Here is a 24,408-nt window from a genome sequence, read left to right as displayed (position 1 = left end):
CGGCCGATGCAGGTGTGCGCGGGCGACGGTCTGCTCGGCGTGGGGCAGCCGGGCTCAGGGCCGCCGCCGCGCGCCGTCTTCGTGCCGGGGACGGCCGACCGCGGAAACGGCCCGCGTCCGGTGCCTGCTCGACCGCGAGGGGGCAGGTCGAGGTACGACCCTCAGCTGCCGGGCGTTCCGAGACCGGGATCGACGTGAAGACACCGCTTCCGGCCCTGGGCGGAAGCAGAGGGCAGCCGGGCCGGGGCCGGCCGAGTGCCGTCCATCATCGGTTCTCCCGCCTGGCCTGCCGGATGCTCGGGAGTGGGGTCGACCGCAGGCCTGCCGAGCGAGATCGAACAGTCGGCGGGCCTTGCGCGCGGAAGCCCGCCCCGCGCCGATTCGCCTGCGCGGGACGGGCTGCCCGGCCGAGGCCGGGGCATCACCGTCGATCAATCACAGTGTCAGGCTGAAGACCAGTCCACCGAGGCCGTACATCGCTGCGGTGATGAGGACCACCGCGATGATGTTCAGCCAGATCCCCGCTCGCACCATCTGCCCGATGGCGACGTAACCGGAGCCGTAGGCGATGGCGTTCGGCGGCGTGGCCACCGGCAGCATGAAGGCACTGGTCGCTGCCAACGCCACGGGGATGGCGAGCACCATCGGGTCGAGTCCGAGGCCGATCGCGACCCCGCCGAGGATGGGCAGGAAGGTCGCGGCGGTCGCGGTGTTGCTCGTCAACTCGGTCAGGAACAGGACCAGCACCGCGACCAGCGCGATCAGCAGGATCAGCGGGAGCACGCCCAGCGCGGTCACTCGCTCGCCGATCCAGGTGCTCAGGCCGGTGGCGGTGAACTGGCCCGACAGGCTCAGCCCGCCGCCGAACAGCAGCAGGATGCCCCAGGGCAGTTCCTTGGCAGTCTCCCAGTCGAGCACGTTCGTCCCGGTGCGCGGCTCGACCGGCAGCAGGAAGAGCAGGATCGCGACGACCATCGCGATCACCCCGTCGCTGATGTTGGCCAGCCAGGGCAGGGTGGCGGCCACCGACTCCACATCGGCCAGCAGCGGAACGCCGATCCAGGAGAGCGCCGCGAAGACGAAGACCCCGAGCGTCAACTTCTCGCCCCGACTCAACGGGCCCAGCTCGTCGAGCTGCTGCTGGATCAGCTCGCGTCCGCCGGGCAGCTCGCGCAGCTTCGGCGGGTAGATGAAGCGGGTCAGGACGAGCCAGGCCAGGAAGAGGAACACCACCGCGATCGGGACGCCGAAGAGCATCCACTGACCGAAGCCGATGGAGATGTCGTGGTTGTCCGCGAGGTAGCCGACCAGCAGGGTGTTCGGCGGGGTGCCGATGATGGTGCCGAGCGAGCCGATGGACGCGGCGTAAGCGATGCCCAGCATCAGCGCCGTGCCGAAGTTCGGATCACCCTTGCCGTCGCCGAGCTGCTTGGTGAGGACGAGCACCGAGAGGCCGATGGGCAGCATCATGACGGCCGTCGCGGTGTTGCTCACCCACATGCTGACGAAGCCGGTGGCGATCATGAAGCCCGCGATCAGCATCTTCGGGCTGGTCCCGACGACGAGGACCGTTCGCAGCGCGATGCGCTTATGCAGGTTCCACCGCTGCATGGCCAGGGCCAGCATGAACCCGCCCATGAACAGGAAGATGATGTCGTTGGCGTAGGGCGGTGCGACGTCGGCCAGCGGGGCGACGTTCAAGATCGGAAACAGCACCAGGGGCAGCAGCGCCGTCGCCGGGATCGGGATGGCCTCGGTCATCCACCAGATCGCCATCAGCAGTGCGATCGCCGCCGTGGCCCTGCCCTCCACGGGCAGGGAGTCCGGGAGCAGGAACAACGCGGCGAGGAAGACGACCGGGCCGACGACCAGACCGATCCACCGACGTGATCCGCCGGAGGGCGTTGCCTTCGCCCCGGCAGCGGACGCCTGCTGATCGTTCGAACTCACCTTGCCACCGTTCGTCGGCTGTTCGTCGGCTTGAGTCACCGCTTCCCTCCCTGGACGCCACCGGCCGTGCCAACGCCGAGGTCATCCGATGGGCATCGGCGACGTCGACAGGCCCTGGGGAGCAGAAGCTATCTCATCGGTGACGCGTCTTACTACGAAAGTTTTTCTTGATCTTGTCGGGCAGGCTACGGGTCGTTGCCTTGTCACGAACTTGCCTCATCGCGTGGTGAAAGATGTCTTTTCGGCTACGGCAGGTCATTTCCTTGCGCCAGCCCTTGTCTCAGCGGCGCGAACCACGTCCACTACGGGGTCATGTCTTGGGACACACTTGCGCCGCCGGATCACGTGCCGTGGGCAGCCGGCTTCACTCAGTCAACGCCGATCGCCGCGGAAGGGGGAGGGCTCTCCGGCATTGAGGAGGGCATCAACAGCGGCTTCGCTCCCGTGGAGGAGTTCGCCGACCGACTGATCTTCGGCGAGATCACCATCTTCGGCATCGCCTTCCCCTGGATCGTCGGCTGGCTGGTCATCGCCGCCGCGATCTTCACCGTGTACTTCGGCCTCATCCAGTTCGGGAAGTTCCGGCTCGCCATCCGTATCGCGCGAGGTCAGTACACCCGGGACGACGAGCCCGGTGAGATCACCCACTTCCAGGCGCTGTCCTCGGCTCTGTCCGGGACAGTGGGTCTCGGCAACATCGCGGGCGTGGGCGTCGCGATGGTCATCGGTGGTGCAGGCGCGACCTTCTGGATGATCATCGCGGGCATCCTCGGCATGTGCACGAAGTTCGTCGAGTGCACGCTCGGGGTGAAGTACCGCGAGATCCATGCGGACGGCACCGTCTCCGGCGGCCCGATGTACTACCTGCGCAAGGGCATGGCGGAACGGTTCCCGAACGGCTTCGGACGTGCGGCGGGCAAGGTCATGGCGGTGGGCGCCTCGGTCTTCCTGCTGTTCTTCGCCCTCGCGGGCGGCAACATGTTCCAGGCCAACCAGACCTTCGCGCAGGTCCAGTCGGTTACCGGCGGTGACGAGGGCCTCTTCGGCGGCGACGGTGCTGCGCTGATCTTCGGCCTGGTGCTGGCGGGCGTGGTGGCGATGGTGATCATCGGCGGCATCAAGTCGATCGGCCGCGTCACCGAGAAGCTGGTGCCCGCGATGGGGATCGTGTACGTGCTGGCCTGTCTGACCGTCATCCTGGTCAACATCGATCAGGTGCCAGGGGCGGTGAACGCCATCATCTCCGGTGCCTTCAATCCGCAGGGCGTCGCAGGCGGCGTCGTCGGCGTCCTGATCGTCGGCTTCCAGCGTGCCGCGTTCTCCAACGAGGCGGGCGTGGGCTCCTCTCCCATCGCACACGCCGCCGTCAAGACGAAGCACCCGGTCACCGAGGGCTTCGTCGCGCTGCTGGAGCCCTTCGTCGACACGGTGATCGTCTGCACCATGACCGCGCTGACCATCATCATCGCCAACACCCAGTTCTGGCGGGACGGTCAGGCCGCCGTGATGGCGGGCGGCGATGCCCCGGACGGCGTCACGGTGACCTCGTCCTCCTTCGAGACGGTGCTGCCGTGGTTCCCCTACGTGCTGACGATTGCGGTGATCCTGTTCGCCGTCTCCACGATGATCACCTGGGCCTACTACGGTCAGAAGGCCTGGACGTTCCTGTTCGGCAAGAGCCGGGGCAGCGAGATCGCCTACAAGGCCGTGTACTGCTTCTTCATCGTCGTCGGCACCGTGCTCACCCTTGGACCGGTGCTGAACTTCGCCGACGCGACACTCTTCGTCGCGGCCCTCTTCAACATCGCCGGCCTGTACTTCCTGGCGCCGATCGTGAAGCGCGAGGTCAAGGACTACCTGGCCAGGCTGCGCTCGGGCGAGATCGTGCGCATCACCGGTAAGGGCGGTGACACCGGTGCGGGCGGGTCCGGCTCCGGTGAGGTGGAGCCGACGAAGGTGAACGACTGAGCCACTGGGCAGACCGAGTGGCAGCGGACCGCCGAGTAGGCAGGCACCCCGTCCTGTCCACAGTGCTGGTCAAGCTGTCCCGAGGTCGGAGCAACTAGTCCACCGGTTATCCCCACCTGCTCCCCGAGTTGTCCACACAGCCTGTGGATAACTCGGGGATGCCCTTGTTCTGGGCTCAAGTTATCCACAGGCTGTGGACCGTCTAGTTGATCTCTGTGTGGACCGCCTGCCCGTCCGGACCGTCCAGCTGAGCTCTAGAGCTCGGCTCATATTCGGTCAGACGTTGTTCACACGGTGGTGCGCAGCGGCACCTCTCGAATGAACAGCACCGCCACCAGTGTGACGACTGCTGCGACTGCGGAGATGCCGAAGACCAGGCCGGTCGCGTCGCCGTAGGCCGCGTGTACCACGTCTTGCAGCGGCTTGGGCAGCGTCGCGATGTCCAGCGAGGCGCCCGCCTCGCCCGCCGCACCGCCCGTCGCCGCCGCGACCCGAGCGGCCACCTGCCCGGAGAGCACCGCGCCCAGCACCGAGACCCCGGTGGCGCCACCGAGGGAGCGGAAGAAGGTGACGGTCGCGGTCGCGGCCCCCAGATCGCGGGCGTGCGTGTTGTTCTGCACGGCCAGCACGAGGTTCTGCATGCTCAGGCCCACTCCCGAGCCCAGCAGGGCGAGGTAGCAGCCGACCAGCCACAGCTGGGTGTCGTGGTCGATCGTCGCCAGCAGGCAGAGGCCGAGCAACAGACTGATGCTGCCTGCCGTCAGGAAGCCCTTCCAACGGCCCCAGCGCGAGATCAGCCAGCCGGACGCGGTCGAGGTGACGAACAGCGAGAGCACGAGCGGGAGGGTCAGCAGGCCCGCCGCCGTCGGGGAGTGCCCCCTGCCGAGCTGGAAGTACTGTCCGATGAACAGTGAGCCGCCGAACATCGCGATGCCCAGCCCGATCCCCGCGACGGTGGCCAGGGTGAACGTGCGGTCGCGGAACAGCCGCAACGGCACGACCGGCTCCGACACCCGCCGTTCCACCAGAACGGCCCCCGCGAGGCAGAGCAGCGCGGCGCCCAGCAGGACCAGACTGGTCGTCGAGGTCCAAGCGAAGGCATTGCCCGCGAACGACACCCAGACCAGCAGCAGGCAGACGCCGCCGACGATCAGCGTGGCGCCCAGCCAGTCGATGCTGACCTTCCGCTTGATCAGCGGCAGCCGCAAAGTCCGGCCCAGGACGATGAAGGCCGCGATCGCCACCGGGACGACGACGAAGAAGCACCACCGCCAGCCGAGCCACGAGGTGTCGACGATCAGCCCGCCGACCAGCGGACCGCTCACGGTCCCCACCGCGAAGACCGCGCCGAGGTAGCCGCTGTACCGGCCGCGTTCCCTCGGGCTGACCATCGCGGCGATGATCACGGCGGCCAGGGCCTGCACCCCGCCGAGGCCGAGGCCCTGAACGGCACGGAAGCCGATCAGCATCGGGACGGACGTGGCGAGCCCGCACAGGATCGAGCCGAGGGCGAAGAGGCTGATCGAGGCCTGCATCAGCACCTTCTTGCTGAACAGGTCGGCGAGCTTGCCCCAGACCGGGGTGGTCGCGGTGGCGGACAGCAGGGTCGCGGTGACCACCCAGGTGTACTGCGACTGGGTGCCGTTCAGCTCGGCCAGGATGGTCGGCAGCGCGTTGGTGACGATGGTCGAACTGAGGATCGCGACCAACAGGGCCAGCAGCAGCCCCGAGAGTGCCTCCAGGATCTGTCGGTGGGTCATCTGGTCATCGGCGACCGGAACGGGCGGCACGGGCGAAGCGGGCGGCGGTGGCGGGGCCTTGGTCGACGGAGCGGGCGCCCCGGAAGTCGAATGCCGCCCGACGGGTGTCGAAACGGGTGTTGAACCCGTCCTGTCGCGCAGCGCGGACCGCGACCGCATCACATCACTCCTCCGGCCTGGTTATTTAGTTGCCGAACACAACTTTACTGGCGCAGGGCGGCGCCCGTCACGGGAATCAGGGAGGCATCCCTCACACCGGGCGATGCGACGCCCGGCCGTCGGGCCGTTCGTGTCGTCTGCCGAGCCCGGCCGAGGGCGGATCTCGCGGGGAGCAGGCCATCGGCTCCTGAGCCGAGCGCGACGGCATCGGGCCGGGCGGGACAGACACTTCCTGCGCGCCGAGACGGCGATCTCGCCCTGGTCGCGCTGCCGCTGTGGGCCGCGTACCGACGCGCGCGCCGGGGCGGCAGGGCGAATTGCGGGGAGCCGGGGAGCCCGGCCTGCGCGGGGTCGGCGTCGGCCGGAACGCCCGGCCTGCGCGGGTCGAGCGCGAACGTGTCCGGTCGTGGTCAGCCCTGGTCGGTCGGACGCGACTCAGGCGGGCGCAGCCGGGCTCCCGGGGCGGGCCCCGCCAGTTCCGGCCCTGCCTGCTCGAGCGATGCCGAGCGGGGCCGTGCCGAGCCTGCCGCCGCCGAACCTCCCGCCGCCCAGCCGGGCCCGACCGGGTCCGGCCCGGCCGAGACGAATCGGCGAACGCAGGGCTGCCGGCCCGCGCCGACGCGCCGAGGGGATCAGAGCATCTCGTTGAGCAGCGGCAGCAGCCGCGCCAGTTCGTCGAGGTCGTCCGTCGACCAGGTGCTGAAGTGCTCGTGCAGCCGTTGTCGTCGGCGCTCCCGCAGTCCGCGCAGCCTGCGGTCGCCAACCTCGGTGATCCGTACGAGTCGGGCTCGTCCGTCGGTGGGGTCGGCGACCCGCGCCACGAGGTCCAGTTCGACGAGCTGGGCGATCTGCCTGCTGATCGTGGACTTGTCCAGGCCGAGCATCTCCACCAGTTCGGTGCCGCGCAGCGGCCCGGCGTCGGCGATCAGCGCGAGGGTCCCGTAGGCGGCGGGCTCCAGCGCAGGGTCGATCTGGGCGGCCAGGCTCAGCGAGATCCGCCTGGCACGCCGGAACAGCATCGAGAGCTCGCGTTCCACCGCCTCGGCGGCCACCCGCCGCCGAGGGTGCTCCTCGCCGTCCGAGGCGTCGATCACCGCGATCGAGTCATCGCCCGACTCCGCTCCCACCGAAGCTCCTACCCGAAACTCTCATAACGGTCTCCGGAGTCCAGTGTCGCACTCTCGGCGTCGGTCACCGACTCCCGTCCGACGGCATGTCGCTGCCCGGCACGGGCCGGCTGTCGTTGCCCGGCATCGGCAGGCCGCCGGAGAGCGCGGGCGGGCTCTGCGGCGGGCTCCACGGCCGAGGCATGCCCTTGGCGGCGAAGTAGTCCCCGCCCTTGCGTCGGGTGTCGTCCGTGCCCCAAGGTCGGTCCCTGGCGATCGGCATCAACCGAGGGATGTGCTTGCGGCAGTGGATGTAGGCCTCCTCGACGGAGACCACGACCCAGCGTTCCGGGGTCCGGCCTCGATCGAAGTCGGTCGGCAGACCCGCGTGCTCGGCGCGCAGATCGGCATCCTGGACGACCTTGGCCTTACCGTTGACGTGCAGCCCGATGAGGTCCTGTACGAAATCGACCATGAGGATGCCGACGTGAGGGTTCTCGCTGATGTTGCCGAGACTGGCCATCACCCCGTTGCCTCGGTACTCGGGGTAGGCCAGCGTGTACGGGTCGAGCACCCGGATGAAGCCTGCGGGCCCGGCGCGCAGCGACGCGTCGCACTCGCCGCCGGAGTCGGCCGAGGCGACGAACGCCATGTCCATCCGTCCGATGAACTCGATCATCATGTCGTTGAGCCGGTCCAGCACCTGATCGCGATAGAAGCGCTGGGCACGCTGCTCGCTGCCGAAGGCGGCCTGCAACCGGTGCTCGCCCGCCGAACCGGGAGCCGCGTGCGGATTCGGCGCGACGGGAGGGACCTGCCCTGGGGCGGTCTGCGGCGGCGTGGGCGGCCTGCCAGGTGCGGGAGCAGGGGCCGGCCGGAACCCGGTAGGCGGCGGTCCGAGGGGCTCGACACGGCGAGGGCCCGGACTGGAGATCGGTTCGGCGAGTTCGAGTTCGAGGAGCTCGGCTGCCGCAGTGCCGCTCGGTACCAGTGTCTGGTGGATCACGTGCCCCACCGTGTCATGCCCCACGTCGAAGTTCCACGCCTGTCCCTCTACCTTCATCCTTCTGCCACAGGCATCATCAACGGTGAGTCACTGGCCTACGCCCAAAGGTGGCATCAAGGAACCATTCTGTCCAATGAGGAGTTAGTGTCCCTCTCGGCAGGGACTGTGAACAGGAACGGCGCGTCTGACCGGGCGCGGCGAACTATTTGGAGAAGACTGCACCCGGACCATGACAGCCAACGCCGTGCTTAGCCCTGAGCCTCCCTCACGACGCGCGCCGTCGCCGGGGATCAGTGCCACCGTGCGCCTGATCCGAGACAGCTACGCGCTCATCGAGCCGCACGCCGACGAGGTCGCCAGATTCTTCTACGGGATGCTCTTCAGCCTCGCTCCTCAGACCAGGGAACTGTTCCCGGTCAACATGGAGGTGCAGCGAAGCAGGCTGCTCCGTGCGCTGGTGCACTTCGTCCAGATGGTCGACAGACCCGACGACCTGCTGCCCTTCCTCCGACAACTCGGCCGCGACCACCGCAAGTTCGGCGTGGTGGTCTCGCACTACGAGGCCGTCGGCACCGCACTGCTCTCCGCGATCAAGAAGTTCGCCGGTGACGCCTGGAACCCCAAGATCGAGCTGGCCTGGGCCGAGGCCTACACGATCATGGCCACGACCATGCAGCAGGCGGCCGACGCCGACGAGAACCCCGCCTGGTGGAACGCCCAGGTCATCGATCACCAGCGGCTGAGCTGGGATCTCGCCCTGGTGCGAGTGCAGCCGCAGCATCCGGTGCCCTACCGCGCCGGGCAGTACGTCAGCGTCGAGGTGCCGCAGCGCCCCCGGCTGTGGCGCTACCTGACCCCCGCGAACTCGCCCGGTCCGGACGGTTCCATCGAGTTCCACGTCCGGGCGGTCGACGGCGGCTGGGTCAGCCGCTCGATCGTCGGCCACACCCAGTACGGCGACCACTGGCGCATCGGCCCGCCCATGGGCCGGATGTCGGTGGATCGCGAGCAGGGCCGGGACGTCCTGATGGTGGCGGGCGGGACCGGTCTCGCGCCGATGCGCGCCGTCCTCGACGAGCTGGCCAGGTACGGGGAGAACCCGAGGGTGCACCTGTTCGTCGGCGGTCGCACCCTGGACGACCTTTACGACCTGGACAACCTGCATCGGCTGAGCATCACCAACCCGTGGTTGACCGTGGTCCCGGTGGTGGAGTCGGGGCCGCTCCGATCCGGTATGGAGCAGGGCACCCTGGCCGATGTGGTCACCCGGTACGGAGCCTGGACCGAGCGCGAGGTCCTCGTCTGCGGCTCGCCCTCGATGATCCGCGCGACCGTCTCGCGGATGCTGGTGGCGGGCACGCCGCTGGAACGCATCCGCTACGACCCCTTCACCCTCGACTGACCCTGCGTCCGCGACGGCCGCCTGGTCCGGCGGCCGTCGCGGTCCGCCGGCGAGCCGTACCACCGACTCCGCAGCTCGCACCGGATGGCGCGCCCGACCACACCGTCACGCGGCTGCGCTCACCTGTGCCACGCGACCGCGGTGTCGATCCGGTCCGGGGATGACCCGTAGGCGGGGCACCGGAACGCGAGGGTCGTCTCGGGGACGGGTTCAGGGCGATCACGGATCAGCGGGGCCTGCTGGTGCGGGACCGTGTCGGGGTGAGCCGATCTGGTACGCCCCAGGCCAACCGTGATGCAGCCCGCTTCGTGTCGGCGCCGACCGAGGAACGACGATGATCGAGTCCGTCGGCCTCACCCGGCGCTACGGCCGCGTCCTAGCGGTGAACGACCTCTCCTTCACCGTCCGATCCGGACGCGTCACCGGTCTGCTCGGCCCGCGTGGTGCGGGCAAGTCGACGATCATGCGGATGATCCTCGGCAAGGAACGACCGACGGCGGGCCGGGCGCTCGTCGACGGCAGGCCCTACCGCGAGCTCGACCGGCCGTTGCGCAAGATCGGCGGCCTGCTCGACACGAGTCGGATTCGATCCCGACGATCCGCACGAGCGCGGCTCGGCAGGCTGGCCAGCCGGAACGGACTGCCTGCCCGCCGGATCGACGAGGTGCTCGACCTCGTCGGACTCGCCGAGATGCGGGCGCACGGCGCCGGGCAGTTGTCGCCGCGCGACACCCGCAGGCTCGGGCTCGCAGGCGCACTGCTCGGCGATCCGGAGATCCTCGTGCTCGACGAACCGACCGTCGGCCTCGATTCCGACTGCGTCGGCTGGCTGCGCACGCTGTTACGACGACTGGCGGCCGAGGGGCGCACCGTGCTGATCTCGGGACATCGACTGTCCACCACGGCCGACGTCGCCGACGACCTGGTGGTCATCGGTCGCGGCGAGCTGATCACGCAGTGTCCCGCGGAGGAGTTCCTCGACACCGCGGGCGAGGCGACCATCCGGGTGCGGAGTCCACAGTGCGCGGTGTTCGCCGCCGAGCTGCGGCGTCGGGGGATCACCGTCCACGAGGATCTCGACGGCGAACACGCGGCGCTGCTGATCACCGGCTCGACGAGCCAGGAGATCGGCGAGCTGGCGGCCGCACTCGCCGTCGTGGTGCACGAGTTGTCGATCCACCGCACCTCGGTGGACCAGGCCTTCGCGCTGATCGCCGACCGGGCGCTGCACCGAAGCGACCTGCACCCGGCGGCGGTCGTCGCGGGAGACGCCGCGGTTCTGCACCGTCGCGCCGACGGCGGGCGTGGCTGAGGCGCGGCAGGCGGACCGAGTCTCAGCGGCTCGCAGCGGTCCTCCGCGCTCTTCCTGATCGACCACCTCGTTCGAGGGACGGCGAGAGACCTCGTCGAGCAACTGCGGCGCGAGGTCGAGACCGGCATCGAGCAGTGGTGGACCGAGCACCCCCCGAGCTTCAGCGCCTATCTCGTGCTCGCCGGGCGGGCGACCCCGATCGGGTTCCGCTCGCCGGACCGCCCGCATCCGACCGCCCGACTGCCGAGGCCCGGCCGCCCGGCCGCCCGGCCCGCAGGACATCGATCGCAGTCACCCCGGACGACGTCGGCTCGTCGGGCAATTTCGACGCCCACGCCGCACCTCTCGGCTGAAAAACGCACGTCAGAGACTCGCGCTAGGAATAACTGATATCACTTTGCTAGTCTTCTGATGTACGAGACAACTGGAGGGGACGATGATCGAAGCGAGTGGCCTGACCAAGCGATACGACAAGACCCTTGCTGTGGACGACCTCAGCTTCAGCATTCGTCCCGGCAAGGTCACCGGCTTCCTCGGGCCCAACGGCTCCGGCAAGTCCACGACGATGCGGATGATCCTGGGGCTGGACCGGCCGACCGAGGGCGACGTCCGCATCGACGGCAAGCACTACCGCGACCTGGCGCAGCCCCTGAGCAAGGTGGGGGCCATGCTCGATGCGAAGTGGACCCACCCGAACCGTTCGGCGCGAGCCCACCTGAGCTGGCTCGCCAAGTCCAACCGCCTCCCGGCGAGGCGAGCGGACGAGGTGCTGGAGATCGTCGGACTCAGTGCCGTCGCGCGGCGGCGGGCGGGCGGCTTCTCACTCGGGATGGCCCAGCGGCTCGGCATCGCGGCCGCACTGCTGGGCGACCCGGAGATCCTGCTCTTCGACGAGCCGGTCAACGGGCTCGACCCCGAGGGCATCCTCTGGATCAGGCAGCTCATGCAGCGGCTGGCCGCCGAGGGACGCACGATCCTGGTCTCCAGCCACCTGCTCTCCGAGATGGCGCTCACCGCACAGGAGCTGGTGGTGATCGGCCGAGGCAGGCTGATCGCCCAGTGCAGCACCGCCGAGTTCGTCGATCAGGCCAGCGACACGACGGTCCGAGTGCGCAGTCCGCAACGCGATCGGCTGCGGTCCGCGCTACGCGGCGAAGGGATCACGGCGGCCGTGTCGAGCACCGACGCGAACGAGCTGATCATCAGCGGCAGCACCAGCGAGCAGATCGGCGAACTCGCCGCGGCTGCGGGCGTGGTGCTCCACGAGCTGACGGCTCAACGAGCCTCGCTGGAGGAGGCGTTCCTCGCGCTCACCAACGAGTCGCTCGAATACCAGGCCCGTAGCGAACGCAAGGGCGAACTCGTCGGCGTGGGCACCGCCTCCGCCGCACGACAGGAGGAGAACCGATGACCCTGATCGCCGTCGAGCGCATCAAGCTGCTCTCCATCCGATCACCCTGGTGGTGCATCGCGGCCGGTGTCCTGGTGTCGGTCGCACTCGCGGGTCTCATCGCGGGCTTCTCCGACCCCGAGATGCTGTCGATCGGGCTCACTCAGACGACGAACCAGTTCGGTTTGATCCTCGTCATGGCGATGGCCGCCCTCAGCATCACCACCGAGTACCGCTTCGGTACGATCCGGGCGACCTTTCAGGCCGTGCCAGACCGGGGCTCGGTCCTGTTGGCCAAGGGCGTCGTGATCGCCTTCCTGGCCGGAATCACCGGCCTCGTCACAGCCTTCGGCTCGTGGGGCCTCGCGGTGCTGCTCTCCCCGGAGGCCCAGCTCGCCATCACCACGGCCGGGCAGTGGCGCACGGTCGCGGGCACGGGACTGGTCTACGCGATCGCGGGCGTCTTCGCCCTCGCCGTCGCCACGCTGGTCCGGCAGCCCGCCGCAGCCACCACCGCCGTGATCATGTGGCCGCTCGCGGTGGAGGCCCTGGTCCCGTTGATCCCGAGGGTCGGGCCGGCCGTGGAGCCGTGGCTCCCCTTCTACGCGGCCAACCACTTCCTCTTCGGCGGACAGGATGACTTGGCGGTGAGCATGAACGCGGCCGGGGTGCTGACCAGGTCTGACATGCCTTTCGGGCCGTGGGGCGGCCTCGGCTGGTTCGCGGCGATCTCGGCCGTGCTGCTGGTGCTGGCGGTGATCGTGACGAAGCGGCGCGACGCCTGAGGGGCCTGTCTTCGATCCCGGTCTTCCTGTTGCGCGGGGCAGGCGAGGCGATCTGCGGCAGCTCAGCCACGCCGATCCCCGCTCACGACTCCAGAGGGAGCAAAGGCGGATTCCGCGAACCACCAGATGACGACCGATCGGCAGATGTTTCGGGGACATGTCCGATCGGGTCGGGGGAGAGGTCCGGGCAGGCTCGGTGCGAGCCTGCCCGGACCTTTTTCACTCCACGTGCGGGTGGATCGGTCACTGTTCGTAACCAATCTCGTGATCTCCAACACAACTACATAATAATACTGTTAATTGGAAAGAGGGGTCCCGGCTCGGACGTTAACGTTGGTGATGCTGATAGTCCTACCTACCCCTAGGAGGCATGGATGCCAGCACTCCGCAGCAGGCCCGAGCCGAGCGAATCCGAACGGCCGGACCTCAACCCCGCTGAACGCGCCACGGCCGCAGGCACCTTGTCCGGTACCGGGCTGGCCGACCGAATCCCACTTCCCTCCGCCGACGGGTCGACTCGTCTGACTCTCACTCAGGCCAGATCCACCGGAGACTCCTTGTCCTGGTTGCAGCCCCTCCCCGAGCTCGAATGGTCCCTGGCGCTGGAGGGCAGCGGACCCAGCGTCGCCGACTCGCCGTCGGACGCCCGCAGCTCGTGGGTGCACTTCGGCGCCGAACAAGACGTCCTTGACCTCTACCGGCAGGCGCTCGTCGCAGGCGCCGACCCGGCCGCGCCATGGTGGCTGCGCGCCGTGCACCACGGTGTCCTGGCGTCTCGCGCGGCAGGCTATGCGGTCGAGGACGCTCTGCACGCCGTCCTCGTCGAGCGTCCCGGCTGGGTCTTCGTGCCCTGGGCGGGCAACGGTCGCAGCTGCTACTGGGAGTACACGCCGTCAGACGACGGTCGCGCCCTGCACCCGACCACGATCATCCTGAGTGAGAATCACCCTGGTCTGGTGCTCGTGCTCCCCGCACAGAGCAGCACCCCGGTCCCGCCGGTCCGGTTGGCGGGCGTGGACGAACTGCGTGACCGGCTCACCGAGATCGGAAGCTGGCGGGTGGCCTGAGCCATGGCCGGATCGCAGAAGACGATGGTCTCGGCAGGCGGGCGCGGTGGGCAGGTCCCTGCCGCGCCCGCCTGCCGAGGCGGAGGCGCGAACGCGTCGGGGGGCGAGCGCATTCGCCCCTCCTCGTCTTGATCTTGCCGCACGGGTCCCGGCTCGACAAGGTCGTCGCCCGCCGGAGCATCGACCGCGTTCCGGCTGAGAGCCTGTCTGTGATCCCTGCTGTCGGAGTTGCGCGGGGCAGGCACGGCGATCCGCGGCGTTGTCGTCGGTCCCCATGACTCCGTCCTGGCTCCCTCCTGTCGCCTGGCAGCTCAGCCACGCCGATCCCCGTTCACGACTCCAGCGGGATCACAGACGGACTCTGAGGTCGTCGGCCGAACGACCGTCCCGACTGGACTGATCCTCGGGGCCTGGGGCAGTCTCGGACACCGCGCCAGGTGGCGGAGCCGAACGACGATCTGCCGCGTCTCACCGGACGAGCCTGGCGAAGTGGTCCAGGCCGGAGTCCAGGGAGGCAGATCGGGTGCGAGAGCTCGCCGTGGACTTCGGCACCTCGAACACCGTCGCGGCCGTCCGTACCGGCCCAGAAGCCCCGGCCCGGCTGTTGGGCATCGACGGCAGGCCGGTACTGCCCTCCGCTGTCTGGCTGTCCCCCGACGGGACCCTGGTCGTCGGGCGCGATGCCGAGCGGCAGGCACGGCTCGACCCCAGCAGGTATGAGCCGAACCCGAAGCGACGGATCGACGACGTCGAGGTCCTGCTCGGCGACACGGTCGTTCCGGTGGTCGACCTGATCGCGGCCGTGCTGCGTCGGGTGGCGGAGGAGGCTCGCCGCCAGCTCGGCGCGAACCCGGACCTCGTCCTGCTGACCCATCCGGCCGACTGGCATCGCATCCGGTGCAACACCCTGCGCTCCGCCGCTCGGGCGGCGGGCTGGGCCGATTCGGTGCGGCTGCTCGCCGAGCCTGCCGCAGCGGCTGCACACTTCGCCGGTCTCGAGGATCAACAGCGCAGGCTTGCGCCCGGACATGCGCTGGCCGTCTTCGACATGGGCGGCGGCACCACGGACGCCGCGCTCGTGCTGCGCACCGGAGGCGATGACTGGCAGGTCCTCGCGGAGGCGGGCCTGTCCGATGTCGGCGGCACCGACATCGACCAGGCGCTCCTCGAACACGTGCGTCGGGCGGTGGGCGAGGGCAGACCGGAGTGGCCGGAGCTGCTGCGCCCGACGACGGCCGCGAGCCGCCGATCGGCGCGCGCGATGATCGACGACGTGCGAGAGGGCAAGGAGGCGCTGTCCCGCTACGCGCAGACCGACATCCCGCTGCCCGCCCCGCTCCCGGACGCGCATGTGACCCGCGAGGAGCTGGAGGCGCTGGTCCGACCGCAGCTGGAACGGGCCGTGGCGATGCTGTCCAGCACGATCAACAGCGCAGGCCTGGCTTCCGGTCAGCTCGCGGGCGTCTATCTGGTCGGCGGTGCGTCCAGGATGCCCGCCGTCGCGCAGTCGATCTCCGAGCGCCTCGGGCTGATTCCGGTGGCGGTGGAGTCGCCGGAGAACAGTGTGGTGCTCGGGGCCTTGTCCGCGCCGCCCGCTCGCGACTTCACCGATCCCAGGGAGCGGACTCCCGCGGGCGCGAGTCCGCTCGGCGGCGTGCCAGGGCAAGTTAGGCCTGGCCTCACCAGGCCGGTCTCCCCGGCGTCGGGCACTGCCGGGCCTGCCGTCGGTTCGCACCCCGCCGGGCCGCCGAACCTCGCAGGGCAGGGGCGGTCCCGACCGCCGTCGTCCGAGCCGGTCCCGGTGCAATCGCCAGCCGGGTGGCAGGCGACGAGGTGGCAGCCGATCGCCTCCGACCAGTCCACCGGGTCCTCGGGGCCCGACGAGCCGGTGGGTTCGCAGGTCCCCGAGGGGCCCACTCACGTGATGAACGCGCCGAAACGGCCTCGACGCTCGCCCGGCGCGCTGTGGATCGTTCTGACTGCGGTCGTCGCCGTCGCCGCTCTCGCCGTGGCGGGCGTGGCCGTGTGGTCGCTGAGCAACCGGGAGGACCCGATGGCGGGCGGCGACGGGCTGACGACGGGATCCGGAGCGGACGACCCGACGACCGGAGATCCCCGCCCGCCCGACCCGGACCCGGATTCGACGTCCTCCGGCGGCGAAGATCCCGCGGACGGGTCCGACGCGTTCGGTGACGCCGAGGAACTGCGGGAGTTCGCGGGGGTCGCGGTCGAGCGGGCGGACTCCTGCACCGACGTCAGCGACGACGAGACGTACTCCTACCTGGTCGACGCGGCCGTGCGCTGCGACTACGCGACGGCCGATGGCGACTTCGAGGCGTACTTCTACGACGGCTCGGCCTGCGATCTCATCTTCAGCCCCATCATGGGCTCCGGCGAGACCGGTGAGTGGTCCGGCGCGGGGATGACCGGCGACTGGGTACAGCAGCTGATGCCGACGGACGGCACCGAGCACCTGCTCTACCGGCCGGACGACGGCGGCACGATCTGCGGAGACGCCACCAACGCCGAGGACGACCCGCGCACGGCGGACGAGGTCGTGGCCTTCTGGGAGTCCACGATCCGGCCCGGGAGCTGACGGGCGCCGAGCCGCCTCGTTCGCCGCACCGGTCCGCGATGCGGCGCGGACACGCTCCGCAGTCCGGGCGGGTGCACAGCGTGGAGCGGTCGGATGGCACAGTCTCTTCCTCGGGAGAGGAGCGTGACCAGTCATGTCACCCACTGATCAGCAGGCGCACCACCGCACGGTGGTCAGCTATGTGCGTCGAGGCGAGCGGCTGACCGCAGGCCAGGAGCGTGCCTGGCGACAGCACTGGGGCACCCTGGGGCGCGATCTCGCGACGCTGGACGCAGGCGAGCTGCCGGTCGAGGACTGGTTCGGCAGGCAGGCGCCGCTGACGCTGGAGATCGGCTCCGGGATGGGCGAGACCACCGCACAGCTCGCTGCGGCGGAGCCTGCGGTGAACTACCTGGCGATCGAGGTCTACAAGCCGGGCCTGGCGCAGTTGCTGATGCGCAGCGTGGAACTCGGCGCGACCAACCTGCGTGCGCTGCGAGGCGACGCCGTCGACCTGCTCAACGCGCACCTGCCGCCAGCGTCGCTGGCCGGGGCACGAATCTTCTTTCCCGATCCCTGGCCCAAGACACGCCACCACAAGCGGCGGCTGATCCAGCCCGCCTTCGTTGCGCTGCTCGCCACCCGGCTGGCGCCGGGGGCGACCCTGCACCTGGCCACGGACTGGGCCGACTACGCCGATCAGATGGCGGAGGTCTGCTCGGCGGAGCCGACCCTGCGGAATCGGTACGCCGCCGAGCCGGGCGGCTGGGCACCGAGGCCGGACTGGCGACCGGTGACGAAGTTCGAGCAGCGCGCGAGAGCCGAGGGACGGATCTCGCGCGACCTGATCTTCGAACGCCGGGACTGAATACTCGCCGGCGGGCAGTAGGTTGTCCGGGCGGGATGCTCGATCGCGGTCCGCAGGCAGGCACCCGATCGCACGACACCGAGCGAGGACCCGGCCGGGCCCGACTATCGGAGCATCCACCCCACTCGTCCTCGACCGCAGCGAGCGGTCGCCGGTCGATGGGCGCAGAACGTAGGAAGCCCGCTTGGACGACTTCCGATCCTTGACGACCGTGGACAGCGGGGTGATCCCATCTCGATCGAGCAGAAGCAGGGCAGCACGGCGCGGACGACCGATCACGCCGCTGCCGAGGAGTTCGTCCGCGCCTTTCACGAGGCGCATCCGAGGGCGGGCTCGATGGCGGAACGGCTGGCGAGCGTGCACGCCGAGATCGATGCGACCGGGACCTACCGACATCTCCCCGCCGAACTGGCCTACGGGGCCAGGATCGCGCTGCGGGACAGCGGCTGGTGCGGCAGCGGCGTGCCATGGTGGGCCACCCAGGTTCGTGACCTTCGCGCCGTGCACACCGCCTCAGCGGTGGCGATGCAGTGCTTCGAGCATCTGCGACTCGTCGTCAACCAGACCGGCGTCACACCGATGGTCACGATCTTCGCCCCGGACACGCCGATGGGCTACGGCCCGAGGATCTGGAATCAACAGCTCGTCGGCTACGCCGGACACGTCGACGGCGACGGCAGGGTGCTCGGTGATCCCCGGCAGGCCGAGTTCACCGAGGCGGTTCGAGGACTCGGCTGGCAGCCGCCGGTCGGACGGACGAGGTTCGACCAGCTGCCCCTGGTCGTGGCGACCGAGCAGGAGGGACCCCGGCTGTTTCCGCTGCCTCGGGACGTCGTGGCGGAGATTCCGTTGGAGCACCCGGAACTGCCCTGGTTCGTGGAGTTCGGGCTTCGCTGGTACGCGGTCCCGGTGATCAGCGACATGCGATTGTGCGTCGGAGGCATCGACTATCCGGCCGCGCCGTTCAACACCTGGTTCATCGGCGGAACGGTCGGCAGCCGTGACCTCGGTGCCGAACAGGCCTACGCCATGGCGTTGCCGGTGGCCCGCCGAATGGGGCTGGACACCACGAGCGAGCACACCGGCTGGTACGAGCGGGCCTGTGCCGAGCTGGATCGCGCCGTGCTGCACTCCTTCGGCGCCGCAGGCATCCCGCTCTTCGATCAGGATGCCGAGGCCGCGCAGCGGATGGCCTGGCTGCGGGCCTGGCATCGGCCGGGTGGACGTCATGCCTGCTACGTCCGAGGCGGTTGAGGGCCTTCTCGTGCAGTCGGCGGTTGGCGCCGATGGTGGCAGCGGCGCCGGGGCGGTCGTGGCCGGTGACACCGCCGACCGGGGTGACGCAGGCCGTCCGAGGCTGCGTCGACGGCGCTGCCGTGGCGGCGGGGCCGGGCGGGTCGGGCCAGGCTCTGCCGCTACGGTCGGCCGCCTGCCTGGCCCGGTCGCGCCGGCGGCTCCGTGGCTCCGTCGCCGCGTCTCGTGCCACCGCCGGGCCTCACTGATGACGGACGGCGGCGGCGAGGCGGGGCTCGAACAGGCTCGAGCGGCGGGCGGTCCGCTGCGAAGTGCCCTGCGCGGTGACTCCCTCGGCCGCCGCCTTCCTGGCTGCGACGCGCGGACCCTCGGCTCGCCGCTCCGTGAGGTCGGGCAGCAGGGTGCTCAGCGCCATCAGCAGCAGCATGGTCAGTGCCAGCACGCCTGCGGTCCAGGTCAACACGATGTTCATCATCTTCGGCTCCCGAGTTCGTTGGGTCATCGTCGTGCTACGAGTCTCGCTCTCGAGGGGGCCGGTCCGGATCGGTCGGACGGCCGAGATCGACGGGCCGATCGGCTGGTCTGCACCCGACCGATCGGCCGGGGCCGAGCGACGACCTGTCCGGCGGGGCCTCGGCTGGGCCTCGGCAGGCAGCGTCCGGCGGCGCGGCACGGTCGTGCACTGTGGACGACGAAGCGCAGCGGCGGCGACCCCCGCCGTTCGGCGCGCGGGCACCGCAGCGGACGGCGGCGGCCTGCGACCGTGCCGTTCGCAAAGCCTGTCTTCAATCCCCACTTCCCTGTTGCGCGGGGCAGGCGGCGGCGATCTGTGGCGTTGTCGTCAGTGGACATGACTCCGTTATGCCTCTTTCCTCCGCCTGGCGGCTCGTCCACGCTGATCTCCGCTCACGACTCCAGGGGGATCAAAGACAGGCTCTAGAAGACGCGCCGCGATCCGGCTGCGGCATGGTCGTCGACCAGGCGGATCGGGCGGTCGTCCTCGCGAGTACGCGGGACGAGACGACGGGCTCGGCGCTCTCCCCGGCGATCAGGAGTCGCCCGCTTCCGCACGAGCCGTAGGGCGAAGCCGACGTCCGACTCGCAGGCCGCGCCTGCGAAGCGGGCGCACCGTGCGCTCCACGACGCAGGCGACTCTCGCGCCCTGCTATCCGCGATCGTGCCGAGACGCTGCCCACGGGACGACCGATCGTGCGGTCGCCTGTCCTGGCGGCCGGTGACACCCGCCGTCGTGTCGAACGATCAGCACCGGCCGCCTGCCGCCAGGACGGCGGTCACTCCTCGGCGAAGGGCTCGTCACTCACATTGCGCAGCACCCGGCCCGCCGCCCAGGCGGCCGACACGGCGACGGCGACACCGAGCGCCACCGGAACCGCCAGCGAGGGATGGATCACGAGTTCCAGGCCGAACAGCCGCACGAAGCCCGCGCCCACGCCGAAACCCGCGAGAGCCGCGCCGAGGGACGCCACCAATGCAGGCAGCGCGGCCTCGGTCCGCAAGGCCCGGGCCAGGACCTGCACCGAGGCCCCGGTGGCGGTCAGCGCGCCCAGAGTCCGGCGGCGGTCCAACACCGAGCCCGCCGAGGTGACGACGGTGCTCGCGCAGGCGAGCAGGGCCGCGATACTCAGACCGATGATCGTCACCCGGCGTAGATCGTCGAGCAGGATGCGGCTCTGGACCTCGGTCATGGCGACGCTGTCCACCTCGACTCCGGGCGCAGCCCGGCCGAACGCGGTGCGGACCACCTCGGTCCGGTCGGCGGGCGCACTGACCAGCACGGAGGTCTCGGCGATCGCGGCGGAGTCCTGGACGAGAGCGGGATCGACCAGCACCGACCCGGCCAGCTCCGCAGTCGATCCCGCCATGGCATGCACGGTGACCGGCTCCCCGTCGGCCAGCGGCACCCCCGGCACCGACTCGTCCTGCGCTGCGTCGTCGGGACTCGTCCCGGCCCCGTCTTCGGTTGCGGGCCCGGCCTGCTCCGGTTCTCGGGCGGTCCGAACGTTCTGGAGTCGCAGGCCGGTATCGGGCAGGAACAGTTCGCTGCCCACCCAGACCCCCGGCTCCTCGGCACAGCGGCCGATCGGCAGCCGAGTCAGTTCCGCCGCAGGCGCGCACGCCAGTACCAGCGCGGGGTACTCGTGGTTGCCGTCGCCGGTGCGGAGCCGCGCCCGGCCTGCGGTGACCACCTCGCCGGGCACCTCGTGCTCGGCGAGGCCGATGCGGAGCCGCTCGGCGATCTCCTTGGCGTCGGCGGTGGGCACGTCGGCGTACAGGACGTCGGACTGGAACGAACGTCCGACCGGACTGCTGTTCGCCAGGCTGGGCAGCACGGTCAACGCCAGCGCCCCGACGAACACGGCCAACACCACACCCGAGGACGACCGATAGGCCGCCTGCGGGTCGTCTCGCAGCCGTCGCCCCGCGAGCAGCGTCGACGGTCGGCGCCACAGCGTGGTGAAGAGCAGGCCGATCATCGAGGTCAGCCACGGGCCCACCGTCGAGGCGGACAGGACGATCGCGGCCATCGAGAGGATCAGCAGACCGGGGCCGCCGCCGTTCTGGGCGACGAGCAGGCCTGCGGCGAACAAGGCCCCCACCATGACCAGGACCACCAGTCGCCACGTGCTCGGTGCTCGGCGGCGTCGTGCGGCCACCGCACCGAGCGGGTTCGCCACCACCCGACGGAGGCCGAGAACGGCGGCGAGGACCACGAGCAGCGGGATGCCGAGTCCGACGAGCAGCAGCGTCGAGGCGGCGGGCGTGAAGTCGCCGGGCAGCCAGGTCCCGCCCTGCCAGGAGACCCGTGCGACCAGGCCCGGCACCGGGATGCCGAGCAACAGCCCGAGTGCGGTGCCCGCGACGGCGGCGATCCCGGACTCGACGGCGGTCAGGAACAGCACCTGCCCCGGGGCGGCACCCGCCAGCCGCATCGAGGCGAGCCTGCGTTCCCGGCGGGCGGCGGTCAGCCGGGCGGTCGAGGCGACCAGCACCAGGCTCGGTACCGCCAGGACGGCCAGGCCGATCATCGCGAGGGTGAGCAGGAAGATGTCCGGGCCGCCTCGGTCGCTGATCAGTCCCGAGATCGCATCGGCGTCCGCACTGAGATCAGCCTCGTGGTGTCCGACCACGGCCACCAGCTGTTCCGGAAAGGCGAGGGCCTCCTGACCGAGTTTCCCGACCACGACCCCGGGGAACCGGTCGGCGAGTTCCTCGGGCGGCAGCTGTGCCGCCAGATCGGCGAGGGCGGGAGAGAGCAGCACCTCGCCGGGAGCGGGGAAACCGGGGATCCCCGCCGTGACCGGGACGGTGTCCGGCGCCGCGTCGTCCTGCACCGCCACGTCGAGCCGGGTGATCGGCTGCGTTCCGACGACGTCGGAACTCTGATCGACCAGCGCGGCCGTCGAGGTCGGGGTGCCGTGCGAACCGACGTACTGCCAGGCAAAGCGCTCGCCGCGTGCCGCCGACGCGTCGGGCAGGGTCAGCAGCAGGACGACGAGTGCGGTGCCGACCGCGACGCCTGCCGAGGTCAGGGCGGCGGAGATCCGACTCCGCCGGTCGAAGCGAAGGATGCGCAGGGCGAGCCCGACGGGGTTCATGCCGAGGGCCGTCCGGCGACGAGGCCGTCGCGGATCTCCACCCGACGCCCGGTCCGATCCGCCACGGCGGGGTCATGGGTGACGATGACGACGGCCGCCCCGGTCGTGCTCGCGGCGTCGAGCAGGGCGGTGATCGTCTCCTGCCCGGTGTGCGTGTCCAACGCGCCGGTCGGCTCATCGGCGAAGATCACCTTTGGCTCATGCGCGAGCGCCCTGGCGATGGCGACCCGTTGAGCCTGGCCGCCGGATGCCTCGCCGGGCCTGCGCTGCTCCAGCGCGGCGAGCCCGAGCCGATGCAGCCAGGTCCGGGCCGTCGTCAGCGCGGCGGACCGGTTCGTGCCGCCCAGCAGCAGCGGCAGCGCCACGTTCTCCAGACAGGTCAGCTCCGGGACCAGCATCCCGGCCTGGAACACGAACCCGAAGGCGCTGCGCCGGAGTTCGCTGCGCTTGCGTTCTGGCAGCTTGTCGATCCGCTGATCAGCCAGGAGCACCTCGCCCCCGTCCGGCGGCAGGATGCCTGCCAGGACGTGGAGGAGGGTGGTCTTGCCGGACCCGGACGGCCCGACGATCGCGACGACCTCGCCCCGGTTCACGGTCAGGTCGACGCCCGCCAGGGCATGCTGCTCGCCGTAGCGCTTCGTCAGGCCGTTCCCGACGAGCAGCGTCGCCTCGCGGCCTCCTGGCGTGGAGGTCCCGTGATCTGCGGCCTCAGGTGCGGTGGTCATCGGTGGCACGGTCGGTTCACCTCGGGTTCGCGTCGGACGGAGGTCCCGGCGCCTGATCGACGCGGCGAGCGCGCATCGCCGTGGTGCGGGACCGGACATCACAGTGCCCGGGCGCACCTGCGGGACGCTTCGGTCCAACGGCCGGCGATCTCTGCCGCGCCTCAGCCGTTCGGTCGGCGAGCGCAGGCCGAACGGCCGAGGTCGACATCGACGGCCAGGACGTACGGTCACCGGCATGAAACGGGGGCTGTTGGCAGGGTGGATAGAGGGCATGCCGTCGCGATACCGGGCACTGGCCCGGCAACAGTGGCCGCTGGCCTTGGCGCTGGGACTGTTCCTGCTGCTCCAGCTGGGCGCGCTCGGCTTCGGGCCGTCGGCGCAGATGGGAGTGGGTCTCTCGGCGGTGCTCGTGGTCACGGCCGTGGTGGCGCCGTTGCGGCCCTTCCGGGCGGCGATGGTCACCTCGCTGCTGCTGGTGGGCTTCGCGGTCCTCATGACGGCGGTCGGCGGCCACTCGACCCTGCAGTACAGCCTCGCGGGGCTCTGCGGCGCGATGGCGGTCCTGGCGTACTCGGTGCGCTACCTGGAGAAGGCGCAGGCCCGGCTGAGCGTCGTGACGCTGATCGTCTCCCTCGAGATGAGCATGGCGCCGGAGCTGGTCAGGCATGCGTCCGATCTCGGAGACCTGGTGCGGGGATTCCTGGCCCTGCAACTCTTCGCCGGTCTGATGGTGGTGCCGTCCCTGATCACGGGCCTGTACTTCCGAGGTGCCGACCGGGAGCGTGATCAGCGCACCGGGCGGAAGGTCCTCGCCGCTCAGCAGGCGGAGCGGATGGCGTTGGCCAGGGAATTGCACGACGTGGTCGCGCATCACGTGACCGGCATCGTGGTGCAGTCGCAGGCCGCCAGGATCGTGGCGGCGAACAATCCGGAGGCGGTCGCCAAGGCGCTGGAGCTGATCGAGCACAGCGGAACCGAGGCGCTGACGGCCATGCGCAGGCTGGTGGGGACGATGCGGGAGGGCACCGCACCCGGCGACTCCGCCGCCACGCAGGCGACGATGGACCTCGACTCCGACCTGCGGGCGCTCGTCGATCGCGCCGGGCGCAGCGGCATTCCCGCCCGGCTGGACGCCGTGCCCGGCGGTGACGTGCCGCCCGAGGTGGGCCGCTCGGTGCTGAGGCTGGTGCAGGAGGCGTTGACCAACTCCGGCAAGCACGCCAGGAACATCACCCTGGCGCTGGTCGCGGTGTATCGCACCGAGTCGGGTCTGCGGATCCTGGTGACCGACGACGGCGACGGCGGGGTGCAGGAGCCGGTCGGCGGCTCGGGTGGCTACGGTCTCATCGGGATGCGCGAGCGGGTCGATCTGCTCGGCGGCGAGTTCAGCGCGGGGCCGGGACCACACCACGGATGGCGGGTGGAGGTCCTGCTGCCCATGCAGGATGTTGAAGCGGAGTAGAA

General features: G+C 70.3%; 17 protein-coding genes. 10 read left to right on the top strand and 7 right to left on the bottom strand.

The features are described 5' to 3' along the window. Positions 1-435 precede the first annotated feature (435 nt). Entirely contained in the window at positions 436-1,878 is a 1,443-nt protein-coding gene (locus tag UA75_RS30305; RefSeq protein WP_412459542.1) for an SLC13 family permease, read from the bottom strand. 384 nt (positions 1,879-2,262) lie between these two features. Between UA75_RS30305 and UA75_RS30300 the strand changes: the two genes are divergently transcribed. Continuing rightward, a complete protein-coding gene (locus tag UA75_RS30300) occupies positions 2,263-3,918 on the top strand; it encodes an alanine/glycine:cation symporter family protein (RefSeq protein WP_083683824.1) in 1,656 nt (551 codons plus the stop codon). Between the two features lie 287 nt (positions 3,919-4,205). On the opposite strand, the gene UA75_RS30295 is transcribed toward UA75_RS30300, so the two are convergent. The 3 genes from UA75_RS30295 to UA75_RS32315 form a co-directional block, all read right to left on the bottom strand. Beyond that, complete coding sequence (locus UA75_RS30295; protein WP_083684192.1) at positions 4,206-5,678, bottom strand: MFS transporter; 1,473 nt, start codon at positions 5,676-5,678, stop codon at positions 4,206-4,208. A gap of 791 nt (positions 5,679-6,469) precedes the next feature. Continuing rightward, complete coding sequence (locus UA75_RS30290) at positions 6,470-6,964, bottom strand: MarR family winged helix-turn-helix transcriptional regulator (RefSeq protein ID WP_232237558.1); 495 nt, start codon at positions 6,962-6,964, stop codon at positions 6,470-6,472. A 64-nt stretch (positions 6,965-7,028) separates the two neighbouring features. Further along, entirely contained in the window at positions 7,029-8,006 is a 978-nt protein-coding gene (locus tag UA75_RS32315) for a pyridoxamine 5'-phosphate oxidase family protein (protein WP_083683822.1), read from the bottom strand. A 172-nt stretch (positions 8,007-8,178) separates the two neighbouring features. Between UA75_RS32315 and UA75_RS30280 the strand changes: the two genes are divergently transcribed. The 8 genes from UA75_RS30280 to UA75_RS30245 all read left to right on the top strand — a co-directional run bounded on the left by UA75_RS30280 (position 8,179) and on the right by UA75_RS30245 (position 18,602). Then, the gene (locus UA75_RS30280) at positions 8,179-9,351 is read left to right on the top strand and encodes an FAD-binding oxidoreductase (RefSeq protein ID WP_083683820.1); all 1,173 of its coding nucleotides are present in this window, start codon (positions 8,179-8,181) and stop codon (positions 9,349-9,351) included. Between the two features lie 334 nt (positions 9,352-9,685). Beyond that, positions 9,686-10,663 carry an ABC transporter ATP-binding protein gene (locus tag UA75_RS30275; RefSeq protein WP_075743129.1) on the top strand — a complete coding sequence of 326 codons (978 nt, stop codon included), beginning with the start codon at positions 9,686-9,688 and terminating at the stop codon, positions 10,661-10,663. Positions 10,664-11,099: 436 nt separating this feature from the next. Next, positions 11,100-12,074: an ABC transporter ATP-binding protein gene (locus tag UA75_RS30270; protein ID WP_075743128.1), complete on the top strand. Its 975-nt coding sequence runs from the start codon at positions 11,100-11,102 to the stop codon at positions 12,072-12,074. After that, positions 12,071-12,838: a hypothetical protein gene (locus tag UA75_RS30265; protein ID WP_075743127.1), complete on the top strand. Its 768-nt coding sequence runs from the start codon at positions 12,071-12,073 to the stop codon at positions 12,836-12,838. Before UA75_RS30270 ends, UA75_RS30265 begins: the two co-directional genes overlap by 4 nt. A gap of 374 nt (positions 12,839-13,212) precedes the next feature. After that, positions 13,213-13,905 carry a hypothetical protein gene (locus UA75_RS30260; RefSeq protein ID WP_157434516.1) on the top strand — a complete coding sequence of 231 codons (693 nt, stop codon included), beginning with the start codon at positions 13,213-13,215 and terminating at the stop codon, positions 13,903-13,905. 523 nt (positions 13,906-14,428) lie between these two features. Then, a complete protein-coding gene (locus UA75_RS30255; RefSeq protein ID WP_075743126.1) occupies positions 14,429-16,501 on the top strand; it encodes an Hsp70 family protein in 2,073 nt (690 codons plus the stop codon). Positions 16,502-16,634: 133 nt separating this feature from the next. Further along, entirely contained in the window at positions 16,635-17,348 is a 714-nt protein-coding gene (gene trmB / locus UA75_RS30250) for a tRNA (guanosine(46)-N7)-methyltransferase TrmB (RefSeq protein ID WP_075743125.1), read from the top strand. 42 nt (positions 17,349-17,390) lie between these two features. Continuing rightward, positions 17,391-18,602: a nitric oxide synthase oxygenase gene (locus tag UA75_RS30245; RefSeq protein ID WP_083683819.1), complete on the top strand. Its 1,212-nt coding sequence runs from the start codon at positions 17,391-17,393 to the stop codon at positions 18,600-18,602. A 241-nt stretch (positions 18,603-18,843) separates the two neighbouring features. On the opposite strand, the gene UA75_RS33585 is transcribed toward UA75_RS30245, so the two are convergent. The 3 genes from UA75_RS33585 to UA75_RS30230 form a co-directional block, all read right to left on the bottom strand. Then, positions 18,844-19,104 carry a hypothetical protein gene (locus UA75_RS33585; protein WP_157434514.1) on the bottom strand — a complete coding sequence of 87 codons (261 nt, stop codon included), beginning with the start codon at positions 19,102-19,104 and terminating at the stop codon, positions 18,844-18,846. Positions 19,105-19,894: 790 nt separating this feature from the next. Continuing rightward, positions 19,895-22,219 (bottom strand): FtsX-like permease family protein, encoded by a 2,325-nt coding sequence (locus UA75_RS30235; protein WP_075743122.1) that lies wholly within the window; start codon positions 22,217-22,219, stop codon positions 19,895-19,897. Beyond that, positions 22,216-22,944 carry an ABC transporter ATP-binding protein gene (locus UA75_RS30230; RefSeq protein ID WP_083683817.1) on the bottom strand — a complete coding sequence of 243 codons (729 nt, stop codon included), beginning with the start codon at positions 22,942-22,944 and terminating at the stop codon, positions 22,216-22,218. Before UA75_RS30230 ends, UA75_RS30235 begins: the two co-directional genes overlap by 4 nt. A gap of 235 nt (positions 22,945-23,179) precedes the next feature. On the opposite strand from UA75_RS30230, the gene UA75_RS30225 reads away from it, so the two are divergent. Further along, positions 23,180-24,406, top strand: a complete 1,227-nt coding sequence (locus UA75_RS30225; protein WP_083683815.1) for a sensor histidine kinase — start codon at positions 23,180-23,182, stop codon at positions 24,404-24,406. Positions 24,407-24,408 lie beyond the last annotated feature (2 nt).

It is taken from the genome of Actinoalloteichus sp. GBA129-24 (assembly GCF_001941645.1).
Classification (GTDB): Bacteria; Actinomycetota; Actinomycetes; order Mycobacteriales; family Pseudonocardiaceae; genus Actinoalloteichus_A; species Actinoalloteichus_A fjordicus.
The sequence above is the reverse complement of the archived record's forward strand: the minus strand, read 5'-3'. Positions and strand labels throughout refer to the sequence as shown.

Coding starts and splice junctions, on each gene's coding strand:
- UA75_RS30300 (WP_083683824.1), top strand. CDS start 2,263: ATGTCTTGGGACACACTTGCGCCGCCGGATCACGTGCCGTGGGCAGCC.
- UA75_RS30295 (WP_083684192.1), bottom strand. CDS start 5,678: ATGACCCACCGACAGATCCTGGAGGCACTCTCGGGGCTGCTGCTGGCC.
- UA75_RS32315 (WP_083683822.1), bottom strand. CDS start 8,006: ATGAAGGTAGAGGGACAGGCGTGGAACTTCGACGTGGGGCATGACACG.
- UA75_RS30280 (WP_083683820.1), top strand. CDS start 8,179: ATGACAGCCAACGCCGTGCTTAGCCCTGAGCCTCCCTCACGACGCGCG.
- UA75_RS30275 (WP_075743129.1), top strand. CDS start 9,686: ATGATCGAGTCCGTCGGCCTCACCCGGCGCTACGGCCGCGTCCTAGCG.
- UA75_RS30270 (WP_075743128.1), top strand. CDS start 11,100: ATGATCGAAGCGAGTGGCCTGACCAAGCGATACGACAAGACCCTTGCT.
- UA75_RS30265 (WP_075743127.1), top strand. CDS start 12,071: ATGACCCTGATCGCCGTCGAGCGCATCAAGCTGCTCTCCATCCGATCA.
- UA75_RS30260 (WP_157434516.1), top strand. CDS start 13,213: ATGCCAGCACTCCGCAGCAGGCCCGAGCCGAGCGAATCCGAACGGCCG.
- trmB (WP_075743125.1), top strand. CDS start 16,635: ATGTCACCCACTGATCAGCAGGCGCACCACCGCACGGTGGTCAGCTAT.
- UA75_RS33585 (WP_157434514.1), bottom strand. CDS start 19,104: ATGACCCAACGAACTCGGGAGCCGAAGATGATGAACATCGTGTTGACC.
- UA75_RS30235 (WP_075743122.1), bottom strand. CDS start 22,219: ATGAACCCCGTCGGGCTCGCCCTGCGCATCCTTCGCTTCGACCGGCGG.
- UA75_RS30230 (WP_083683817.1), bottom strand. CDS start 22,944: ATGACCACCGCACCTGAGGCCGCAGATCACGGGACCTCCACGCCAGGA.
- UA75_RS30225 (WP_083683815.1), top strand. CDS start 23,180: ATGAAACGGGGGCTGTTGGCAGGGTGGATAGAGGGCATGCCGTCGCGA.